This is a genomic window from Amycolatopsis sp. WAC 01376 (genome assembly GCF_003947415.1).
Taxonomy (GTDB): Bacteria; Actinomycetota; Actinomycetes; order Mycobacteriales; family Pseudonocardiaceae; genus Amycolatopsis.
Genome location: NZ_QHKL01000009.1, coordinates 314,419 through 329,017, shown reverse-complemented (window position 1 = coordinate 329,017; position 14,599 = coordinate 314,419). Strand labels below are relative to the sequence as shown.

Sequence of the window (14,599 nt, the reverse complement as noted above, 5' to 3'; positions counted from 1 at the left end):
TTGCGACTATGAACGAAGTGTATAGACCGTGCGTATACACACTGTGTATAGTCGCCCTCATGTCCATCGGGAACACGCTGCTCGGCCTGCTCGAAGCGGGCCCCAAGCACGGTTACGACCTCAAACAGCTCTACGACAAGCAGTTCCGGCAAGACCGTCAACTGCACTACGGCCAGGTCTATTCGACGCTGAACCGGCTCTTGAAGAACGGCCTGGTCGAGGAGAACGGCGTCGAAGCGGGCGGCGGACCGGACCGGAAGCGGTACGCGATCACCGAAGCGGGCGTCACCAACGTCGAGGAATGGCTGAAGAGCCCGGAAAATCCCTCGGTCTACCTGCAGAACACGCTCTACACCAAGGTCGTGCTCGCACTCCTGTCCGGCCGGGGCGCCCAGGATCTGCTCGACGCCCAGCGGAGCTCCCACCTGCGCGCCATGCGCGAGCTCACCGCCCGCAAGACCGACGGCGACCTCGCCGACCAGCTGATCTGCGACCACGCGCTGTTCCATCTGGAAGCGGATCTGCGGTGGCTGGAACTCACCGCCGCCCGCCTCGACGACCTCGCGCGCCAGCTGACGCGCTGATCTGGGGACCACACAGTGGAAACACCGTTGTTACACGGGCTCGGCCTGCACAAGGCCTTCGGCCCGAATCAGGCGCTGGCCGGGGCCGGGCTGACGCTCGAAGCCGGCGAGATCGTCGCGATCATGGGCCCATCGGGATCCGGGAAGTCGACACTGCTGCACTGCCTGTCCGGCATCCTGCGGCCAGACGGGGGCCAGGTGCTGTTCCGCGGGCGCGATCTCGCGACCATGCCCGACGCCGAACGCAGCGCCTTGCGCCGCACCGAATTCGGTTTCGTCTTCCAGTTCGGGCAGCTCGTCCCGGAGCTGACCTGCCTGGAGAACGTCGCGCTGCCGCTGCGCTTGGGCGGGATGAAACGCCGTCCAGCCGAGCGGATCGCGCGGGACTGGCTCGACCGGCTGGAAGTCGGCGACTCGGACGACAGCACGCCAGGCCGGATTTCGGGCGGGGAGAGCCAGCGAGTCGCCATGGCAAGGGCGCTGATCACCGAACCGTCGGTGATCTTCGCCGACGAACCGACCGGCGCGCTGGACTCGCTGAGCGGTGAGCTCGTCATGCGCCTGCTGTCCGAGACGGCGAAACAGACCGACGCCGCCGTCGTCCTGGTCACCCACGAACCGCGGGTGGCCGCCTACTCCGACCGGGAGGTCATCGTGCGAGACGGCCGGACCCGCGAACCGGTGGTCACCCGATGACCGGACGCGAAGATCTGCTGCTCGGGTTCCGGCTGGCCGTCGGGGGCGGCCGGGGCTCGATCGTCAGGATCGTCCTGAGCGCCGTCGGCGTCGGGCTCGCGGTGGCGATCCTCCTGGTCGGCGCCTCCGCGGGCACCGTCATGGAGAACCGTGACCAGCGGGTGCACGCCGCTTCCCCGCGGCACGAACCGGTCCCGGGTGTCGCACCGCTGAACTACAGCGCGACCAAGACCGACTTCCGTGGCCAGGCGATCGCGCTCGTCCACCTCCAGCCCACCGGGCCGACCTCGCCGATCCCGCCGGGCGTGGACCGGTTGCCCGCGCCGGGTGAGGTCTTCCTTTCGCCGAAACTGGAAGAACTCGTCGCGTCCGACACCAGTGGCCTGCTGCGGCCGCGTCTGCCCGGCGAACCCGTCGGGATCATCGATGCGGAAGCCGTGCTCAATCCGAACGACCTGGTCGCCTACGTCGGCACGGACGAACTGAGCGGTGGCATCGCGACCTACGCGTTCGGTTCCGACCCCGCTTACGAAAAGCCGTTCGAACAGGGAGTCCTCTCACTGCTGCTGGTCGGCCTTTTCGTCCTGCTCACGCCGGTGTTCATCTTCATCGGGACGGTCTCCCGGCTCGGCGGTGCGTCCCGTGACCGGAGGCTCGCCGCATTACGGCTGGCAGGCTCGTCCCTCACCCAGCTGCGCCGGATCACCGCGGCGGAATCCCTCGTGGGCGCCGTGGCCGGGATGGTCGCCGGAACTGCGTTGTTCCTGCTCTTCCGCGGCGCGGTGGCGGACTTCCAGGTGTTCCGTTTCGGGGTGTACCCGAATGACCTGACGCCACCGTGGCCACTGGTGGCGTTGATCGTGCTGGTGGTCCCCGCCCTGACCGTCGCGACGGCTTGGGCGGCCCAACGGCACACGGTCGCCGAACCGCTCGGAGTGGTCCGCGAGACCACTCCGCCGCAGCGCCGGTTGTGGTGGCGGTTGCTGCCGATCGTCGGCGGAATCGCTCTGATAGCCCCGGATCTGGGTGTCGCCAGCGAACTCGGCCGGATCGCGCTGATCGGGGGTGCCGTCCTGCTGATGCTCGGGATCCCGGCGTTGCTGCCGTGGCTCCTGGAACGCGTCGTCTCCAGGATCAAGGGCGGACCGCCGTCGTTCCAGCTCGCGATCCGCCGTCTGCGCAACGACAGCGGCACCCCTTCACGGGTGGTCGCGGGTCTCTGTGTGGTGCTCGCCGGGGCGATCGGGTTGCAAAGCCTGCTGACCGGACAAGCGGTGCTGACGGCCGGTTACGAGGACAGGACCGCAGGCCGGGCCACCGTTCACGCGGACGGCCCGGTGGCCGACCGGGCGGTGGCCGCCGTCCGCGCGGTTCCCGGCGCGGCCGACTTCCAGAGCATGCGCTCGATGCTCGTCGGCGCGAGCAGCGCGGGCTACGCGCTCACCTCCTTCGCCGTCGCCGACTGCGCCACGATCGAAGCGGCCACCACCGCGGCCGGTTGCCGCGACGGTGACGTGTACGCCGATACCACGTCCATCCAAAAAGGACAGTCGATGCAACTCGTCGACAACGACAAGCGCGAACGACCCTGGACCGTTCCGGTCACGCCGCGGCCACTCGAGGTGAAACCGTGGGGGCTCGGCGAGCAGCTCGGGGTGAGCTTCCTCGCGACACCCGCCGCGGTGGCCGGCGTCGACCTGGCCGCCGCGCCGGTCACGGTGAGCCTGCGCGGGACGACCGGAAATCCGGACTTCGTCGAACTGGTGCGGAACTCGGTGGCGCCGTACAGCGGACAGGTCACCGTGACGTCCTACAACGGGCAACGGGCCTCCGACGAGGCCCGGATGTTCGACGACGCGCGGAACATCCTGTTCGGCGGCGCCCTGTTGGTCCTGCTGCTGGCCGGGGTGAGCCTGCTGGTGCTCGCCCAGGAACAGGTCCGGGAACGGCGCCGGGCGCTCGGAGCGCTGTCCGCCACCGGTGTCCCGGTGCGCGTGATCGTCCGGTCCCTGTTGTGGCAGAACGGGATTCCGCTGCTGTTGGGCATCGTGGTCGCCACGGCGACCGGGATCGCCGTCGCCGCGCTGGGCAGGCGGCTGTTCTGGGAAGGGCTGTACGTCGACTGGTCCGCGGTCGGAATGCTCGCCGCGGCGGCGGTCGTGATGGTCCTGCTGGTGACGGCGTCGACGGTGCCGTCCGTGCGCTCGGCGGCGAAGGCGGAGAACCTGCGCACCGAATGATCCGTCCGTGAAGGCCCTGGTCCGGGGCCTTCACGGACCTACAACACGGCGCTGACGTCGCGGGCGGCGGCGCGGAGCCCGTCGTGCGCCGCTCGCGTCGACCGCGGGTCGAGGGCGTTGGCGGCGAGACGGAAAAGGATCGCCCGCAAGAGAAGCTGGGGCCATTCGGGCAGATGCGCCCAGCGTTCGAGAAGATCGATGGTGGCGCCGCCCCAGGCCAGCGCGTCGACCGCGACGATCGCGGCACCCCATTCACCGGGCCGGTAGTACGGCACGAAATCGACGATGCCGGGGGCCGCGTCGCCGTCGAACAGCACGCCCGCGAGAAGCTCCCCGTGCACGACCTGGTCCGGCAGTTTGACCGGTCTTCGGGAGCCCGCCAGTACCTCGAACCAGCGGCCGCCCTTGTTCTCGTCGAGCGGCATGTCCGCCTCGCCCCAGGCGAGTTTGTCGGCCAGCGCCTCGAGATCGGTGCGCCGCCCCAGGAAATCCGGCCGCGGCAACCCGGCCGTCGCCCGATGCAGTTTGACCGCCGCGTGCACGACCTCGTCGTAGCGGTGCTCGGCCGTACCGGACACGAACCGGTTCGCCGACCAGCCGCCGACCACCCACCGGCCGTCGCTGGACCGAACGGGCTTCGCGACCCGCAACCCCGGCTCGTCGATGGCCTCCAGCGCCCGCGCCGTCCACAGCGTCCGCGACTTGTCCACGACGGGCTTGAGCACGAGATCGTTGTAGCGCCAGGCGGTGGTGCCGGGCAGCGGTTCCGCGTCACCGGTACGTCCGCCGAACGCCGAACAGACGTGTTCCGGAGGGCTTTCAAGGGTGGCACGCACGGCTCGGGACGTTACCCCGTCTTCCGCGCCACGAACGAGAAGACGCGCTGGTATTGAGTAGCGATACTCAAGACAGGATCGCTTCTGACCTGCCATTCTTCGACCGTGATCCCCCGAACGGCGCAGCGCACCGCCCTCGCACTCGGCTCACTGTGGCTGCTCGGCACCCTGGGCGCGGTCACCGTGGGCCTGCTGCTCCCGCTCGCCGCGTTCCTGCACGCTCCCTGGCTCGCGTTGCCGGTGCCGCTCGTGTCGATCGGCGTGGTCTACCTCGTCGGGTTCGCCGCGCCGGAAGCCTTTCCTGCCGTCGCGAAACCCTGGCCCCGGTTGGCGTGGGCCTTCGCGACCGGGATTGCGGGCGTTTTCGGCGCGATCTTCGTGATGGAGGTGGCGGAGGCGTTCGATCCCTGGTTCGCGGTGCCGTTCCTCGGGTTGCCGGTGCTGCTCGTCGCGGGGCTGTTCGCGTACGACCTCCGGATCCGGGCCGTCGCCGGGATCCTCCTGGTCGCGCTGATCGCGGGCGGGATCGCCGTTCCCGCGGCCCTGCCCGAAGACACCGCCACCCGGCGGCTGGCCGTGACCGGTGTTCCGCGCGATCGCACCCTCGCGGCCGACCTCGGTCCCCGGCGGCTCCCGACCAAAACGACCGAAGACTCCGGAGCGCTGATCGTCGAATACGCGCCCCAACTGTGGATCTCGCCCGTCTGGACCTTCGCGACCGACGCCGTCGACAGCTGCGAGACGTCGGCAAAGACCGGCTGGCGCCTCTCGAACGCGACGTGCGCCCAAGTCGGCGACGGCGAGTTCCTCCGGCGGAACGCGGACCGGATCGAGTTCATCCAGCGGCGCGGCGCGCTTTCGGTGCACGTCGCGGGCAACCACAACTGGAAACCCGAGGAACTGCGCGACCTGGCCGCGAAGACCCACCCGCTGACCGACGCCGAGATCATCGCCGCCGTGCCGAGGTCGCCCCATGGGAACCGGAAGGACGTCGTCGCGGGGTTCGCGACCTTCGTGCGGGCGATCTTCGTCGCGGGCAGGTCCGGTCCGTGAAGGCCTCCTTCACTACCTTCAGGGTCAGGGCCCGGCAAAGTCGCTCCGCCGCCATAGCGGGACAAGGCGAACGTGTCGTGGTGGACCCGACAGGAGCCTCACCCGGCTCGACTGTCCACAAGGGACACTTTACAAGACAAGCGTGCCCGATTTGGGCGACTTGCACGGTTCCACAAGGGGGTCGTGAGTGATTTTTGTTGTTCTAACCCTCATTGCCACTCACGACCTCGCACAGAAACGTACATAGTGGCATCAATCAGACACTCAATCGCCCGGCGGTGTCCCTTGTGGACACTGAAGCCCCGCCGGCGGCCAGAAATCGGGCCCCTGACCCTGAGGGGCCTTCACGGCATCGCCAAGAAGAGAGCAAGGGACCTTTGCTATCGCCTTGCGGCCAGGGGCGCGCGGGGCCGCCGGTCCCTGAAGGCCGCCGTGCAATGAAAGGCTCTTTCCTTGCAAATTTTGCAAGGAAAGAGCCTTTCATTGCATGAGCGGCAAGAGGGTGCGCTCGCCGGACCAAAGAGAGCAAGGGACCTTTGCTATCACCCGCACCCCAGGCCCAGCCAGAACCCTCAGTAAGTCGGCAGGCTCTGGTCGATCTGCCGCGCCCAGGCCAGCACGCCGCCACCGAGGTGGGTCGCGTCCTTGAACCCGGCCTGGTGCAGCGCCGCGAGCGCCTCCGCCGAACGCGCGCCCGACTTGCAGTGCAGCACGATCGGCTTGTCCTGCGGCAGTTCCGACAGCGCCTCGCCCGAGAGGATCTTGTCCTTCGGGATGAGCGTCGCGCCCTTGATGTTCACGATCTCGTACTCGTGCGGCTCGCGGACGTCGATGAGGGCGAAGTTGTCGCCGTTGTCGAACTTGGCCTTGAGCTCCGCCGGAGTGATCGTGTGCCCCGAAGCGGCCGAAGCTGCTTCGTCGGACACAACGCCACAGAAGGCTTCGTAGTCGATGAGCTCGGTGATCTTCGGAGTCTCCGGATCCTTGCGGATCTTGACCTCGCGGTACTTCATCTCGAGCGCGTCGTAGCTGACGAGCCTGCCCAGCAGCGGCTCACCGATGCCGGTGATCAGCTTGATCGCCTCGTTCACCATGATCGAGCCGATCGACGCGCACAGCACGCCCAGCACCCCGCCCTCGGCGCACGACGGCACCATCCCGGGCGGCGGCGGCTCGGGGTAGAGGTCGCGGTAGTTGAGGCCCTTGCCGTTCGGCGCGTCCTCCCAGAACACGCTCGCCTGCCCCTCGAACCGGTAGATCGAGCCCCACACGTAGGGCTTGCCGGTGAGCACGGCGGCGTCGTTGACCAGGTAGCGCGTCGCGAAGTTGTCGGTGCCGTCGAGGATCAGGTCGTACTGCTCGAACAGCTCCAGCGCGTTGGACGACTCGAGCCGGTCGGTGTGCAGGTGCACCTTGACGAACGGGTTGATCTCGGCGATCGACTCCTGCGCGGACGCCGCCTTGAGCTTGCCGATGTCGGACTGGCCGTGGATGACCTGGCGGTGCAGATTCGATTCGTCGACCTCGTCGAAGTCGACGATGCCGAGCGTGCCGACCCCGGCCGCGGCCAGGTACAGCAGCGCCGGGCTGCCGAGGCCGCCGGCACCGATGACCAGCACCTTGGCGTTCTTCAGCCGCTTCTGCCCGGTCATCCCGACGTCCGGGATGATCAGGTGACGGCTGTACCGGGCCACCTCTTCCTTGGTGAGCTCGGCGGCCGGCTCAACGAGCGGCGGCAGCGTGCCTGACATCGGGTCCTCCATCTCGCGTGGATCGCGGTCGCATCCCAGTATCTACAACACCGACAGGCGGAAACGACTTCCCCTGTTTCAGATCCTGGGAAATTCCAGCAGATGGGATGGCGGGACTAGGGTGTCTGGTTCGGCCAGGAGCCGGGTTTGCAGACCTTGCCGTCCGCGGGCACCTTGCCGCGGTCACCGCCGGGAAGATTGTTCAGCTGCGCGACGAAGTCGTTGGAGACACCGAACGTCTGCTGCATCATCACCGGCGCGATCCCGCCGTTCTCCTTGCAGCCCACGTGCTTTCCGCCAAGGGCATGCCCGACCTCGTGGTTGATCGCGTACTGGCGATACCCGACCATGTCGCTCTCGAACGCCATCGCTCCGCGCACCCAGCGGGCGAGGTTGATCACCACGCGCTTGTCGAAACTCGACCGGTAGCACGAGGTCTCGTAGGTGATCTGGAACATGCAGACGTCCGCGCGATGCGTCGTGTTCGGTGTGGTGAGACTCACCCGGAAGCTGGGGTTCGGGTAGCTCGCGTCGACCCGCTGGAGCGCCTTCTTGCCGTCCCACGTCCAGCTCTTGGCATTGGACAGCGTGCCCTCCACCATCACGGCGAAGCTGTCGTCACCGCCATAGCTGACCGGATCGATCCCGTCCTCGACCTCGACGGTGTACGTGAACAGCTGTCCCGTCCCGACCTTCTCCCCCTTGCCAGGCACCACGTGATAGGTGCCCTGGCCGGACTCGGTGAAAGGGTCGCCCTTGGGCAGGTCCGCGGTCGGGATCTTGAGATCGACCGGTTTGGCCGGGTTCTCCGGGAGGACGTCGCCGCCCCCGTCGACACCCGCGCCCGGCTCGCCGCCGTTGCCGGCGGAACCGTCGGCTCCATCGCCCGAAGCGACGCTCGTCCCGTCCGTGGCGATCGGCTCGGGCGGGCCGGTGGCGGTGTTGAACACGACCAGCGCGGTGATGACCACGAGGATCGGCAGCGCGTACACCCGCCAGCCGTAGGTCTTGGCGAAGTGGCCGACGCCGCCCTTGCGCTTGCGCGTCTTGGACTTGGCGGCACCCGGCTCGTGCGGCTTCCACGACGCGCTGAGCGGCTGGGCGCTGGTCCGGCGGCCGCCGGGGCGGTAGCGGTCCTCGTCGAGCCGCTGCGACGGCGGCGGTGTCGGCCGGTACTGGCCGGTGGGCGGCGCGTCGGAGGTCCGAGGCTGGGTACGCGGCGGACGGCGACCGGAGGCGGAGTACTGAGACCGCCGTCCTTCGCCCTGCGCGCCTTGCTTAACCCGGTCCACGGGAACCAGGGTGCCATAACCGAACTGTGATGTTGTGAGCGACCGGCGCTTCGCGCGGCGTGTCCTGCCCACCCGAATGGGCTACCAGGTGCCCGATTCGACCGATTCCCACATGCCCAAAACGGCCCGCGCTACGACATTCGGGCGTTCCATCTGCGCCACGTGGCCGGTTCGGGGGAGAACGAGCAACCGGGCGTGCGGAAGTAGCCGAGCGGTGCGCTCCGCGCGCCGGACGGAGATCACCCGGTCGTGCTGCCCCCAGACGACGAGTGTCGGCGCGGCGACGTTCGGCGCGACGGCCCACAACGACGCGGGACCGCGCGCGGACCACGTCCGGAAGATGCCGAACGTGCTGCGAGCGAGCGCGGGGGCGGCCCAGGCGAAGGCGGCGCGAGCGCTGTGCTCCTCCTCGAGCTCGTCCAGCCTGCTTTCGGCGAAGCGGCCCGGGTCGGCGAAGCACAGCTTGATGACCTGCATGGCGCGTTCGCGCGGGCCGAGCGCGGCCAGCTGACGGCGCACCCGCGGGCCGATCAGCGGCAGATACGCGAACGCCATCCGCGGATCGGACAGCCGCTTCATGCTGGGCCGGAGATCCGGCATCGCCGGCGAGATCAGCGTCAGCGTCTTCACCAGTTCCGGATGCCGGGCCGCGACGAGCAGCGCGACCGCTCCCCCCATCGAGTTGCCGAACAGGTGCACCGGCCCGGCGTCGAGGCTCTTGATGTGGCTCGCGACGATCTCGGCGTGCGCGTCGAGGCTGAAGTCGAAAGCGTCGGGCGGCTCCGAGTAGCCGAACCCCGGCAGATCGACCGAAGTACCTGCCGCTTGGGGCGCCAACAGGGCGGCGAGATCGGTCCAATTCGTGGACGAGCCGCCGAGCCCGTGGACGTAGACGGCCGTCTCGGGACCGCCCGGGGTACGGCGGATGTGCAATTTCACCCCGCCGACACCTATTGTTTCCCCGGGCCACGGCGGCGGCGCGGGGTCCAGCGACGGCAACGACCTGCGCGACAGCGGTACGTGGGTCAACGGCGGGCGGCCCCCGGCGGCACGGGAAACTGGAGAAGACACAGCACCAAGGATGCCCGACCCTTGGCGGTCCGGCTGTACCGGCGAGTAATCTCGAGATCACTTCACGCGGCGGTGACCCCGCCCGGCGGAGCCCGCTCGACTGCGCTGATGAGTTCTCGGCGGTAAGGATTGCCTCGAACACGGCGGATGCGTTCGCGGCGGAGACGAGTGCCTCGAACTGGAGGAACGATGACAGAAATGGCGCGACTGCAGGCACGAGGCGTCCGCCTGCCCAGAACGGAACGCCGCGCCCAGCTGCTGGCCGCCGCTCAGCGGGTGTTCGCCGCGAACGGTTACCACGCCGCCGCGATGGACGAGATCGCCGAAGAGGCCGGAGTCAGCAAGCCGGTCCTCTACCAGCACTTCCCCGGCAAGCTCGACCTCTACATCGCGCTGCTGGAGAGCCACGTCGACGAACTGGTGCGGCGGGTCAAGGACGCGCTCGACTCCACGACGGACAACAAGCAGCGCGTGCCGGCGACCGTCGGCGCGTTCTTCGACTTCGTCGACAACGACGCGGGCGCGTTCCGGATGGTCTTCGAGTCCGACCTTCGCGGCGAGCCCGCCGTGCAGGAGGCGGTGGACCGGGCGACGTCGGCCAGCGTCGACGCGATCACCGAGACCATCACCGCCGACGCGGGCCTCGACGAGGACAAGGCACGGCTGCTCGCGGTCGGCCTCGTGGGTCTCTCGCAGGTCAGCGCGCGGTTCTGGCTGGCGCACCACAAGTCGATGAGCAAGGAAGAGGCCGTCGCCCTCACCGCCAACCTCGCCTGGCGAGGCATCGGTGGTGGCTTCCCGCTGCAGCACTGACCCGCGTTTCGTCCTCTGAATGCGGTCCTTGCGCGTGCAACTACCGCATTCAGAGGACGAATTGCGTGGGTCACTGGGGCAGGAGCTTCTTCAGGCGGTCGGCGGCAAGCTGGGCGTCGGCGACGACCTTCGCGGTGTCGATCCCGACAACGCGTCCTTCGCGTTTGAGGGCGCGGCCGTCGACGAACACCCACGAGACGTTCGCGGGCTGGGTGTTGAAGACCAGCTGATTCACCCAGTCCACCTTCGGCGCGAAGTTGACCGCCTGGGCGTCGACCAGCTGGAGATCCGCCCGCTTGCCCGGCGTCAACGACCCGATCTCCTTGTCCATCCCCAGCGCTTCCGCGCCGCCGAGCGTCGCCATGCGCAGAACGTCCGCCGTCGTCGGGTAGACCGCCGGATCCGTCCTGGTCGCCCGCTGGAGGCCGACGGCCGCGCGCATCACGTTGAACATGTCGCTCGTGTCGTTGGTGCCGCCGTCGAGGCCGAGCCCGACCTTCATCGACCGCTTCTTCATCTCCGGCAGCCGGATCACCCCCGACGCGAGCCGCATGTTCGACAGCGGGTTGTGCGCGACGCCGACCCCCGCGGCCGCGAGTTCGTCGAGGTCGGCGTCGGTGGTCTGGATGACGTGGTTCGCCACCAGCCCGGGGTGCAGCGCGTTCGCCCGCCGGAGCGCGTCCATCTGCCCCGCGGTCAGGTCGGCCTTCGATTCGAGCAGGTGCACGTTCAGCGAAACGCCGAGTTCACGCGCGAGCTTCTCCGAAGCGTCGACGCTCGGGAAGTTCCCGGTGGACGGATGCGTGCCGATCTGCAAGCGCGCCAACGGATTCGGATCGATGACCTCGCGCTTCACGCGGCGGATCTCGTTCTGCAGCGCAAGATTCTAAGAGTAGAGAAACCACAGTTTCGACTCGCCGAGCGCGCGGAGACCACCCTTGGCGAAGTCGATGTTGAACGCGTGCGACCAGTCGGTGACCGTGGTGATGCCGGTCGAGACGACGTCTGCCGCGGCGAGTTTCGTGCCCGCGTACGCGTCCGCGTCGGTCACCGGGGCGCGGTACAACGGGATGACGCATTTGCCGAGCCAGCCGATGAGTTCCTTGTCGGCCGCGCAGCCTCGGATGAGCGACTGCCACAGGTGGTTGTGCAGGTCGACGAACCCGGGCAGCACGATCTTGCCGCGGCCGTCGACGACCTTCGCGGAACCCGCGTCGAGGTCTTTGCCGACCTCTTTGATCTTCGTGCCCTCCAGCACGACATCGGCGTCAGCGAGGGCGCCGAGCGGTCCTTCGCCGAGACTCGGGTCCATCGTGAGCACCATCGAGGCGTGACGGATGACGACCCGGCCGGCGCCGGTGAACTCCGCGTCGCTCCCGGCTTCGGTGGTTTCGCCGCCGATGCCGGTGAGCAGGGCGGCGCCGAGGACCACGGCGAGGGTGAGGGTGAAAACGGACAGGATGGATCCGCGCTGTTTCATCGTTCCAACTCCCCAGTCGAAAGCAGCGTTGCGAGATCACGCTAGCGCCTCCCGCGAGAGCAAGGGACCTTTGCTCTCGCTTTGGACCATCCAGCGGCACCGGGCAGAGCCGCGATTCGGCTATGAATCAAGCGACCACGTCCCGATCCGCGAGGAGTCTCCATGCCCCACATCGCGCTCGACGAGAACCTGCCCGGCATCACCGCCCTGTTCGCCTACCGGCCGGAGACGGCGGCACCGCTCGGGCAACTCGCCGAGGTCCTGCTTCGCGGCCCGAGCAGCCTCAGCGTCGGCGAGCGGGAACTGATCGCCGCGGTCGTCTCGCGCGGCAACGACTGCACTTTCTGCTCACGCAGTCACGGCGCCGTCGCCGCCGAAGCGCTCGAAGGGGGCATGCCGGTCGTCGAAGCGGCTTGGAAGGACATCGACGGCGCACCCGTCTCGGCGAAGGTGCGGTCGCTTCTGCACGTCGCGCTCGCAGTCCGCGAAAGCGGGAAGTCCGTGAGCGAAGAGCTGATCAAGGCCGCCCGCGCGGAGGGCGCGACGGACGTCGAAATCCACGACACCGTCCTGATCGCGGCTGCTTTCTGCATGTTCAACCGCTACGTCGACGGGCTGGCCACGATCGCCATCGACGACCAGGACGCCTATCGGGAGGCAGGCGTCCGCCTCCTGGAGAACGGCTACACGCGCCTCTGAAGAGAGCAAGGGACCTTTGCTATCGCTTGTGGCCCTCAGCAGTGTGTCTGTCCGTGAGGGCCTCCTTCACTACCTTCAGGGTAGGGAAGGAGGCCCTCACGGCCGCCGCGTGCAATGAAAGGCTCCTTCCTTGCAAATTTGCAAGGAAGGAGCCTTTCATTGCACGCGCGGTGAGGGGCCGGGCACGCGAGAGAGAGCAAAGGTCCCTTGCTCCCGCTTTCAGACCCTCGCGGCGCGGCGGACGAGTGCCGCGATGCGGTCCGAAACCTCTTGCGTTCGTTCCTGCGGCAGCATGTGCCCGGCGCCCGGGTAGCGCACGAATTCGGCTTCCGGCAGCGCGTCGGCGATGACCTTGGCGTGCGGGGGCGGGCAGAGCCTGTCCCGCTCCCCCGCCAGCACGATCACCGGTTTGCCCTGCAGCGCGGCCAGCGTGACCCGGCAGTCGTGCCGGGAGATCGCGTCCTGGAATCCGGCGACGCTCGCCGGATGCGCGCACAGCAACTGTTCGGCGACCGAGTCCACGTCGGCCCGCTGCGGCCGCCGCCCGAAGACGAGCAGTCGCGCGCCGGGCCGCACCACCGACAGCGGCAGCGGCAAGGCGTCACGGCGGTTCTTCGCGAGCAGCTTCGCGAGCCTCCGTTCGAACCTCGCCGCGCCGCTGCCCGCGATCCCCGGCAGGCCGAGGGTGATCCGGTCCATCTCACCGGACGATGTGGCGACGAACGCGACCCCTGCGACGCGCCGGTCCACCAGATCGGGATGTCTGCGGGAAAGTTCCATGATCGTCATGCCGCCCATGGAGTGCCCGGCGAGCACGAGCGGTCCGTTCGGGACGCGGTCCTCGATCAGTTCGGCGAGGTCGTCGGCGAGGGTCGCGATCGTGGCCGTCCCCGGTTTCGCCGGCGCGGAGCCGCCGTGGCCACGCAGGTCGTAGCGAAGGATCCGGACGGAGTCGCCGAGCCGCGACACCACGCCGTCCCAGGTCCGGTGGTCCTGGGTCCAGCCGTGCACGAGTACCAGCGTGAGTTCGGAGTCGGCCGGACCGCTCATCTCGACGTGCAGCGCGGTGCCGTCGCCGGTCACGAACCGGTGTTCCCGCGAGGGGTCCCACGAGACGGCATCGCGCTGCTTGACGCTCTTCATCGCTTCCCCGGCAGCAGGAAGGACTTGCGCCAGAAGTACATGCCGGGCTTGCCGACCAGACCGGATTCCTGCAGGAACGGCATGATCTTCTCGCCCGCCCACCGCACGCTCTCCTGCCAGTTGGGGTTGTTCATCGCGGCTTCCACCCCGTCACGCGGCCGGATGCCGACGGCCTTGTAGACGTGCGGGTTGATGAAGGCCCGCGTCACGAAGTACGAAATCAGCGCGATGATGAACTGCTGATAGATGATTTCCTTCTTCGACAGCTTCGCCATTCCGCGAGTGACCTCTTCGCGGGCGAAGGTGACGTGACGGGCTTCCTCGAGCACGTGGATCCGGTTGACCATGCGCACCAGCGGCTGGATGTCCGGATCGTTCATCTGCTCGCGCTGAAGCCGGTCGAGGACCTCTTCGGCGACGAGGATCGCGCCGTAGCGCGCGGGGCCGTAGCTGATCGTCGGCATCAGTTTCGCCAACCGCCGCAGCCAAGGCACCGGCCCGTAGTTCGGGCAGCCGATCCGCGAAGCCATCCGCGCGAACATCGTCGAGTGACGGCATTCGTCCGCGATCTCGGTCAGCGCGTACTGGGCGTGCGAGCTGGTGGGGTCTTCCTCGTAGACCTCCTTGAGCAGCATCTGCATCAGGAGGATCTCGAACCACAGTCCTGTCGTGGCGACACTCGCGACCTCGTGCTTGCCGAGTTCGATGCGCTGCTCTTCGGACAGCGAGTCCCACAGCTCGGTGCCGTAGAGCGAAGAGCGATGTGCCGGGATGTAGTGCTTCCCGTCCACGAGCGGAGCGTTCCAGTCGATGTCGACGTCGGGGTCGTAGAACTTGTTTGCGGAGGACTTGAGCAGCCGCTCGGCCGTCTTCTCCCGGTCTGTTTCCTTCAGCGCCCGCGTCATTGCCGACACACCCCTATCTGTAACTCGCGGTAACAG

The 14,599-nt window shown here is 68.1% G+C and carries 14 protein-coding genes; 6 read left to right on the top strand and 8 right to left on the bottom strand.

Annotated elements, in window-relative coordinates:
* The first annotated feature begins 59 nt into the window (after positions 1-59).
* The 3 genes from DMH03_RS37040 to DMH03_RS37030 are packed head-to-tail and all read left to right on the top strand — an operon-like array spanning position 60 to position 3,520.
* The gene (locus DMH03_RS37040; RefSeq protein ID WP_125796636.1) at positions 60-584 is read left to right on the top strand and encodes a PadR family transcriptional regulator; all 525 of its coding nucleotides are present in this window, start codon (positions 60-62) and stop codon (positions 582-584) included.
* A gap of 15 nt (positions 585-599) precedes the next feature.
* Positions 600-1,280: an ABC transporter ATP-binding protein gene (locus DMH03_RS37035; protein ID WP_125796635.1), complete on the top strand. Its 681-nt coding sequence runs from the start codon at positions 600-602 to the stop codon at positions 1,278-1,280.
* Positions 1,277-3,520 carry an ABC transporter permease gene (locus DMH03_RS37030; RefSeq protein ID WP_125796634.1) on the top strand — a complete coding sequence of 748 codons (2,244 nt, stop codon included), beginning with the start codon at positions 1,277-1,279 and terminating at the stop codon, positions 3,518-3,520. Before DMH03_RS37035 ends, DMH03_RS37030 begins: the two co-directional genes overlap by 4 nt.
* Before the next feature lie 38 nt (positions 3,521-3,558).
* Here DMH03_RS37030 and DMH03_RS37025 read toward each other — a convergent pair whose 3' ends face one another.
* Positions 3,559-4,356, bottom strand: coding sequence for a TIGR02569 family protein (locus DMH03_RS37025; RefSeq protein ID WP_125796633.1), 798 nt, complete (start codon positions 4,354-4,356; stop codon positions 3,559-3,561).
* 105 nt (positions 4,357-4,461) lie between these two features.
* On the opposite strand from DMH03_RS37025, the gene DMH03_RS37020 reads away from it, so the two are divergent.
* Entirely contained in the window at positions 4,462-5,409 is a 948-nt protein-coding gene (locus tag DMH03_RS37020) for a hypothetical protein (protein WP_125796632.1), read from the top strand.
* A gap of 572 nt (positions 5,410-5,981) precedes the next feature.
* Here the strand turns inward: DMH03_RS37020 and moeZ are convergent.
* The 3 genes from moeZ to DMH03_RS37005 form a co-directional block, all read right to left on the bottom strand.
* The gene (moeZ, locus tag DMH03_RS37015) at positions 5,982-7,160 is read right to left on the bottom strand and encodes an adenylyltransferase/sulfurtransferase MoeZ (protein WP_125796631.1); all 1,179 of its coding nucleotides are present in this window, start codon (positions 7,158-7,160) and stop codon (positions 5,982-5,984) included.
* Positions 7,161-7,276: 116 nt separating this feature from the next.
* A complete protein-coding gene (locus DMH03_RS37010) occupies positions 7,277-8,452 on the bottom strand; it encodes a DUF3152 domain-containing protein (protein ID WP_125796630.1) in 1,176 nt (391 codons plus the stop codon).
* A gap of 81 nt (positions 8,453-8,533) precedes the next feature.
* Positions 8,534-9,391 (bottom strand): alpha/beta fold hydrolase, encoded by an 858-nt coding sequence (locus DMH03_RS37005; protein WP_199749175.1) that lies wholly within the window; start codon positions 9,389-9,391, stop codon positions 8,534-8,536.
* A gap of 321 nt (positions 9,392-9,712) precedes the next feature.
* Between DMH03_RS37005 and DMH03_RS37000 the strand changes: the two genes are divergently transcribed.
* Positions 9,713-10,336 (top strand): TetR/AcrR family transcriptional regulator, encoded by a 624-nt coding sequence (locus tag DMH03_RS37000; protein WP_125796629.1) that lies wholly within the window; start codon positions 9,713-9,715, stop codon positions 10,334-10,336.
* A 70-nt stretch (positions 10,337-10,406) separates the two neighbouring features.
* Here DMH03_RS37000 and DMH03_RS42725 read toward each other — a convergent pair whose 3' ends face one another.
* Together DMH03_RS42725 and DMH03_RS42720 are read right to left on the bottom strand one after the other, a co-directional pair.
* Entirely contained in the window at positions 10,407-11,192 is a 786-nt protein-coding gene (locus DMH03_RS42725) for an amidohydrolase family protein (RefSeq protein WP_233611812.1), read from the bottom strand.
* Positions 11,193-11,222: 30 nt separating this feature from the next.
* Positions 11,223-11,816 carry an amidohydrolase family protein gene (locus tag DMH03_RS42720; protein WP_233611811.1) on the bottom strand — a complete coding sequence of 198 codons (594 nt, stop codon included), beginning with the start codon at positions 11,814-11,816 and terminating at the stop codon, positions 11,223-11,225.
* A 162-nt stretch (positions 11,817-11,978) separates the two neighbouring features.
* Between DMH03_RS42720 and DMH03_RS36990 the strand changes: the two genes are divergently transcribed.
* Positions 11,979-12,515: a carboxymuconolactone decarboxylase family protein gene (locus tag DMH03_RS36990; protein WP_125796628.1), complete on the top strand. Its 537-nt coding sequence runs from the start codon at positions 11,979-11,981 to the stop codon at positions 12,513-12,515.
* A gap of 219 nt (positions 12,516-12,734) precedes the next feature.
* On the opposite strand, the gene DMH03_RS36985 is transcribed toward DMH03_RS36990, so the two are convergent.
* Positions 12,735-13,658, bottom strand: a complete 924-nt coding sequence (locus DMH03_RS36985; RefSeq protein WP_125796627.1) for an alpha/beta fold hydrolase — start codon at positions 13,656-13,658, stop codon at positions 12,735-12,737.
* Positions 13,655-14,563 (bottom strand): diiron oxygenase, encoded by a 909-nt coding sequence (locus DMH03_RS36980; protein ID WP_199749167.1) that lies wholly within the window; start codon positions 14,561-14,563, stop codon positions 13,655-13,657. The genes DMH03_RS36985 and DMH03_RS36980 overlap by 4 nt, the downstream gene beginning before the upstream one ends.
* Positions 14,564-14,599: the final 36 nt, after the last annotated feature.

Bases quoted from the DNA above. Each gene is read 5' to 3' on its own strand.
- DMH03_RS36990 (WP_125796628.1), top strand. From the start codon at position 11,979: ATGCCCCACATCGCGCTCGACGAGAACCTGCCCGGCATCACCGCCCTG.
- DMH03_RS37000 (WP_125796629.1), top strand. From the start codon at position 9,713: ATGACAGAAATGGCGCGACTGCAGGCACGAGGCGTCCGCCTGCCCAGA.
- moeZ (WP_125796631.1), bottom strand. From the start codon at position 7,160: ATGTCAGGCACGCTGCCGCCGCTCGTTGAGCCGGCCGCCGAGCTCACC.
- DMH03_RS37030 (WP_125796634.1), top strand. From the start codon at position 1,277: ATGACCGGACGCGAAGATCTGCTGCTCGGGTTCCGGCTGGCCGTCGGG.
- DMH03_RS36985 (WP_125796627.1), bottom strand. From the start codon at position 13,658: ATGAAGAGCGTCAAGCAGCGCGATGCCGTCTCGTGGGACCCCTCGCGG.
- DMH03_RS42720 (WP_233611811.1), bottom strand. From the start codon at position 11,816: ATGAAACAGCGCGGATCCATCCTGTCCGTTTTCACCCTCACCCTCGCC.
- DMH03_RS36980 (WP_199749167.1), bottom strand. From the start codon at position 14,563: ATGACGCGGGCGCTGAAGGAAACAGACCGGGAGAAGACGGCCGAGCGG.
- DMH03_RS37040 (WP_125796636.1), top strand. From the start codon at position 60: ATGTCCATCGGGAACACGCTGCTCGGCCTGCTCGAAGCGGGCCCCAAG.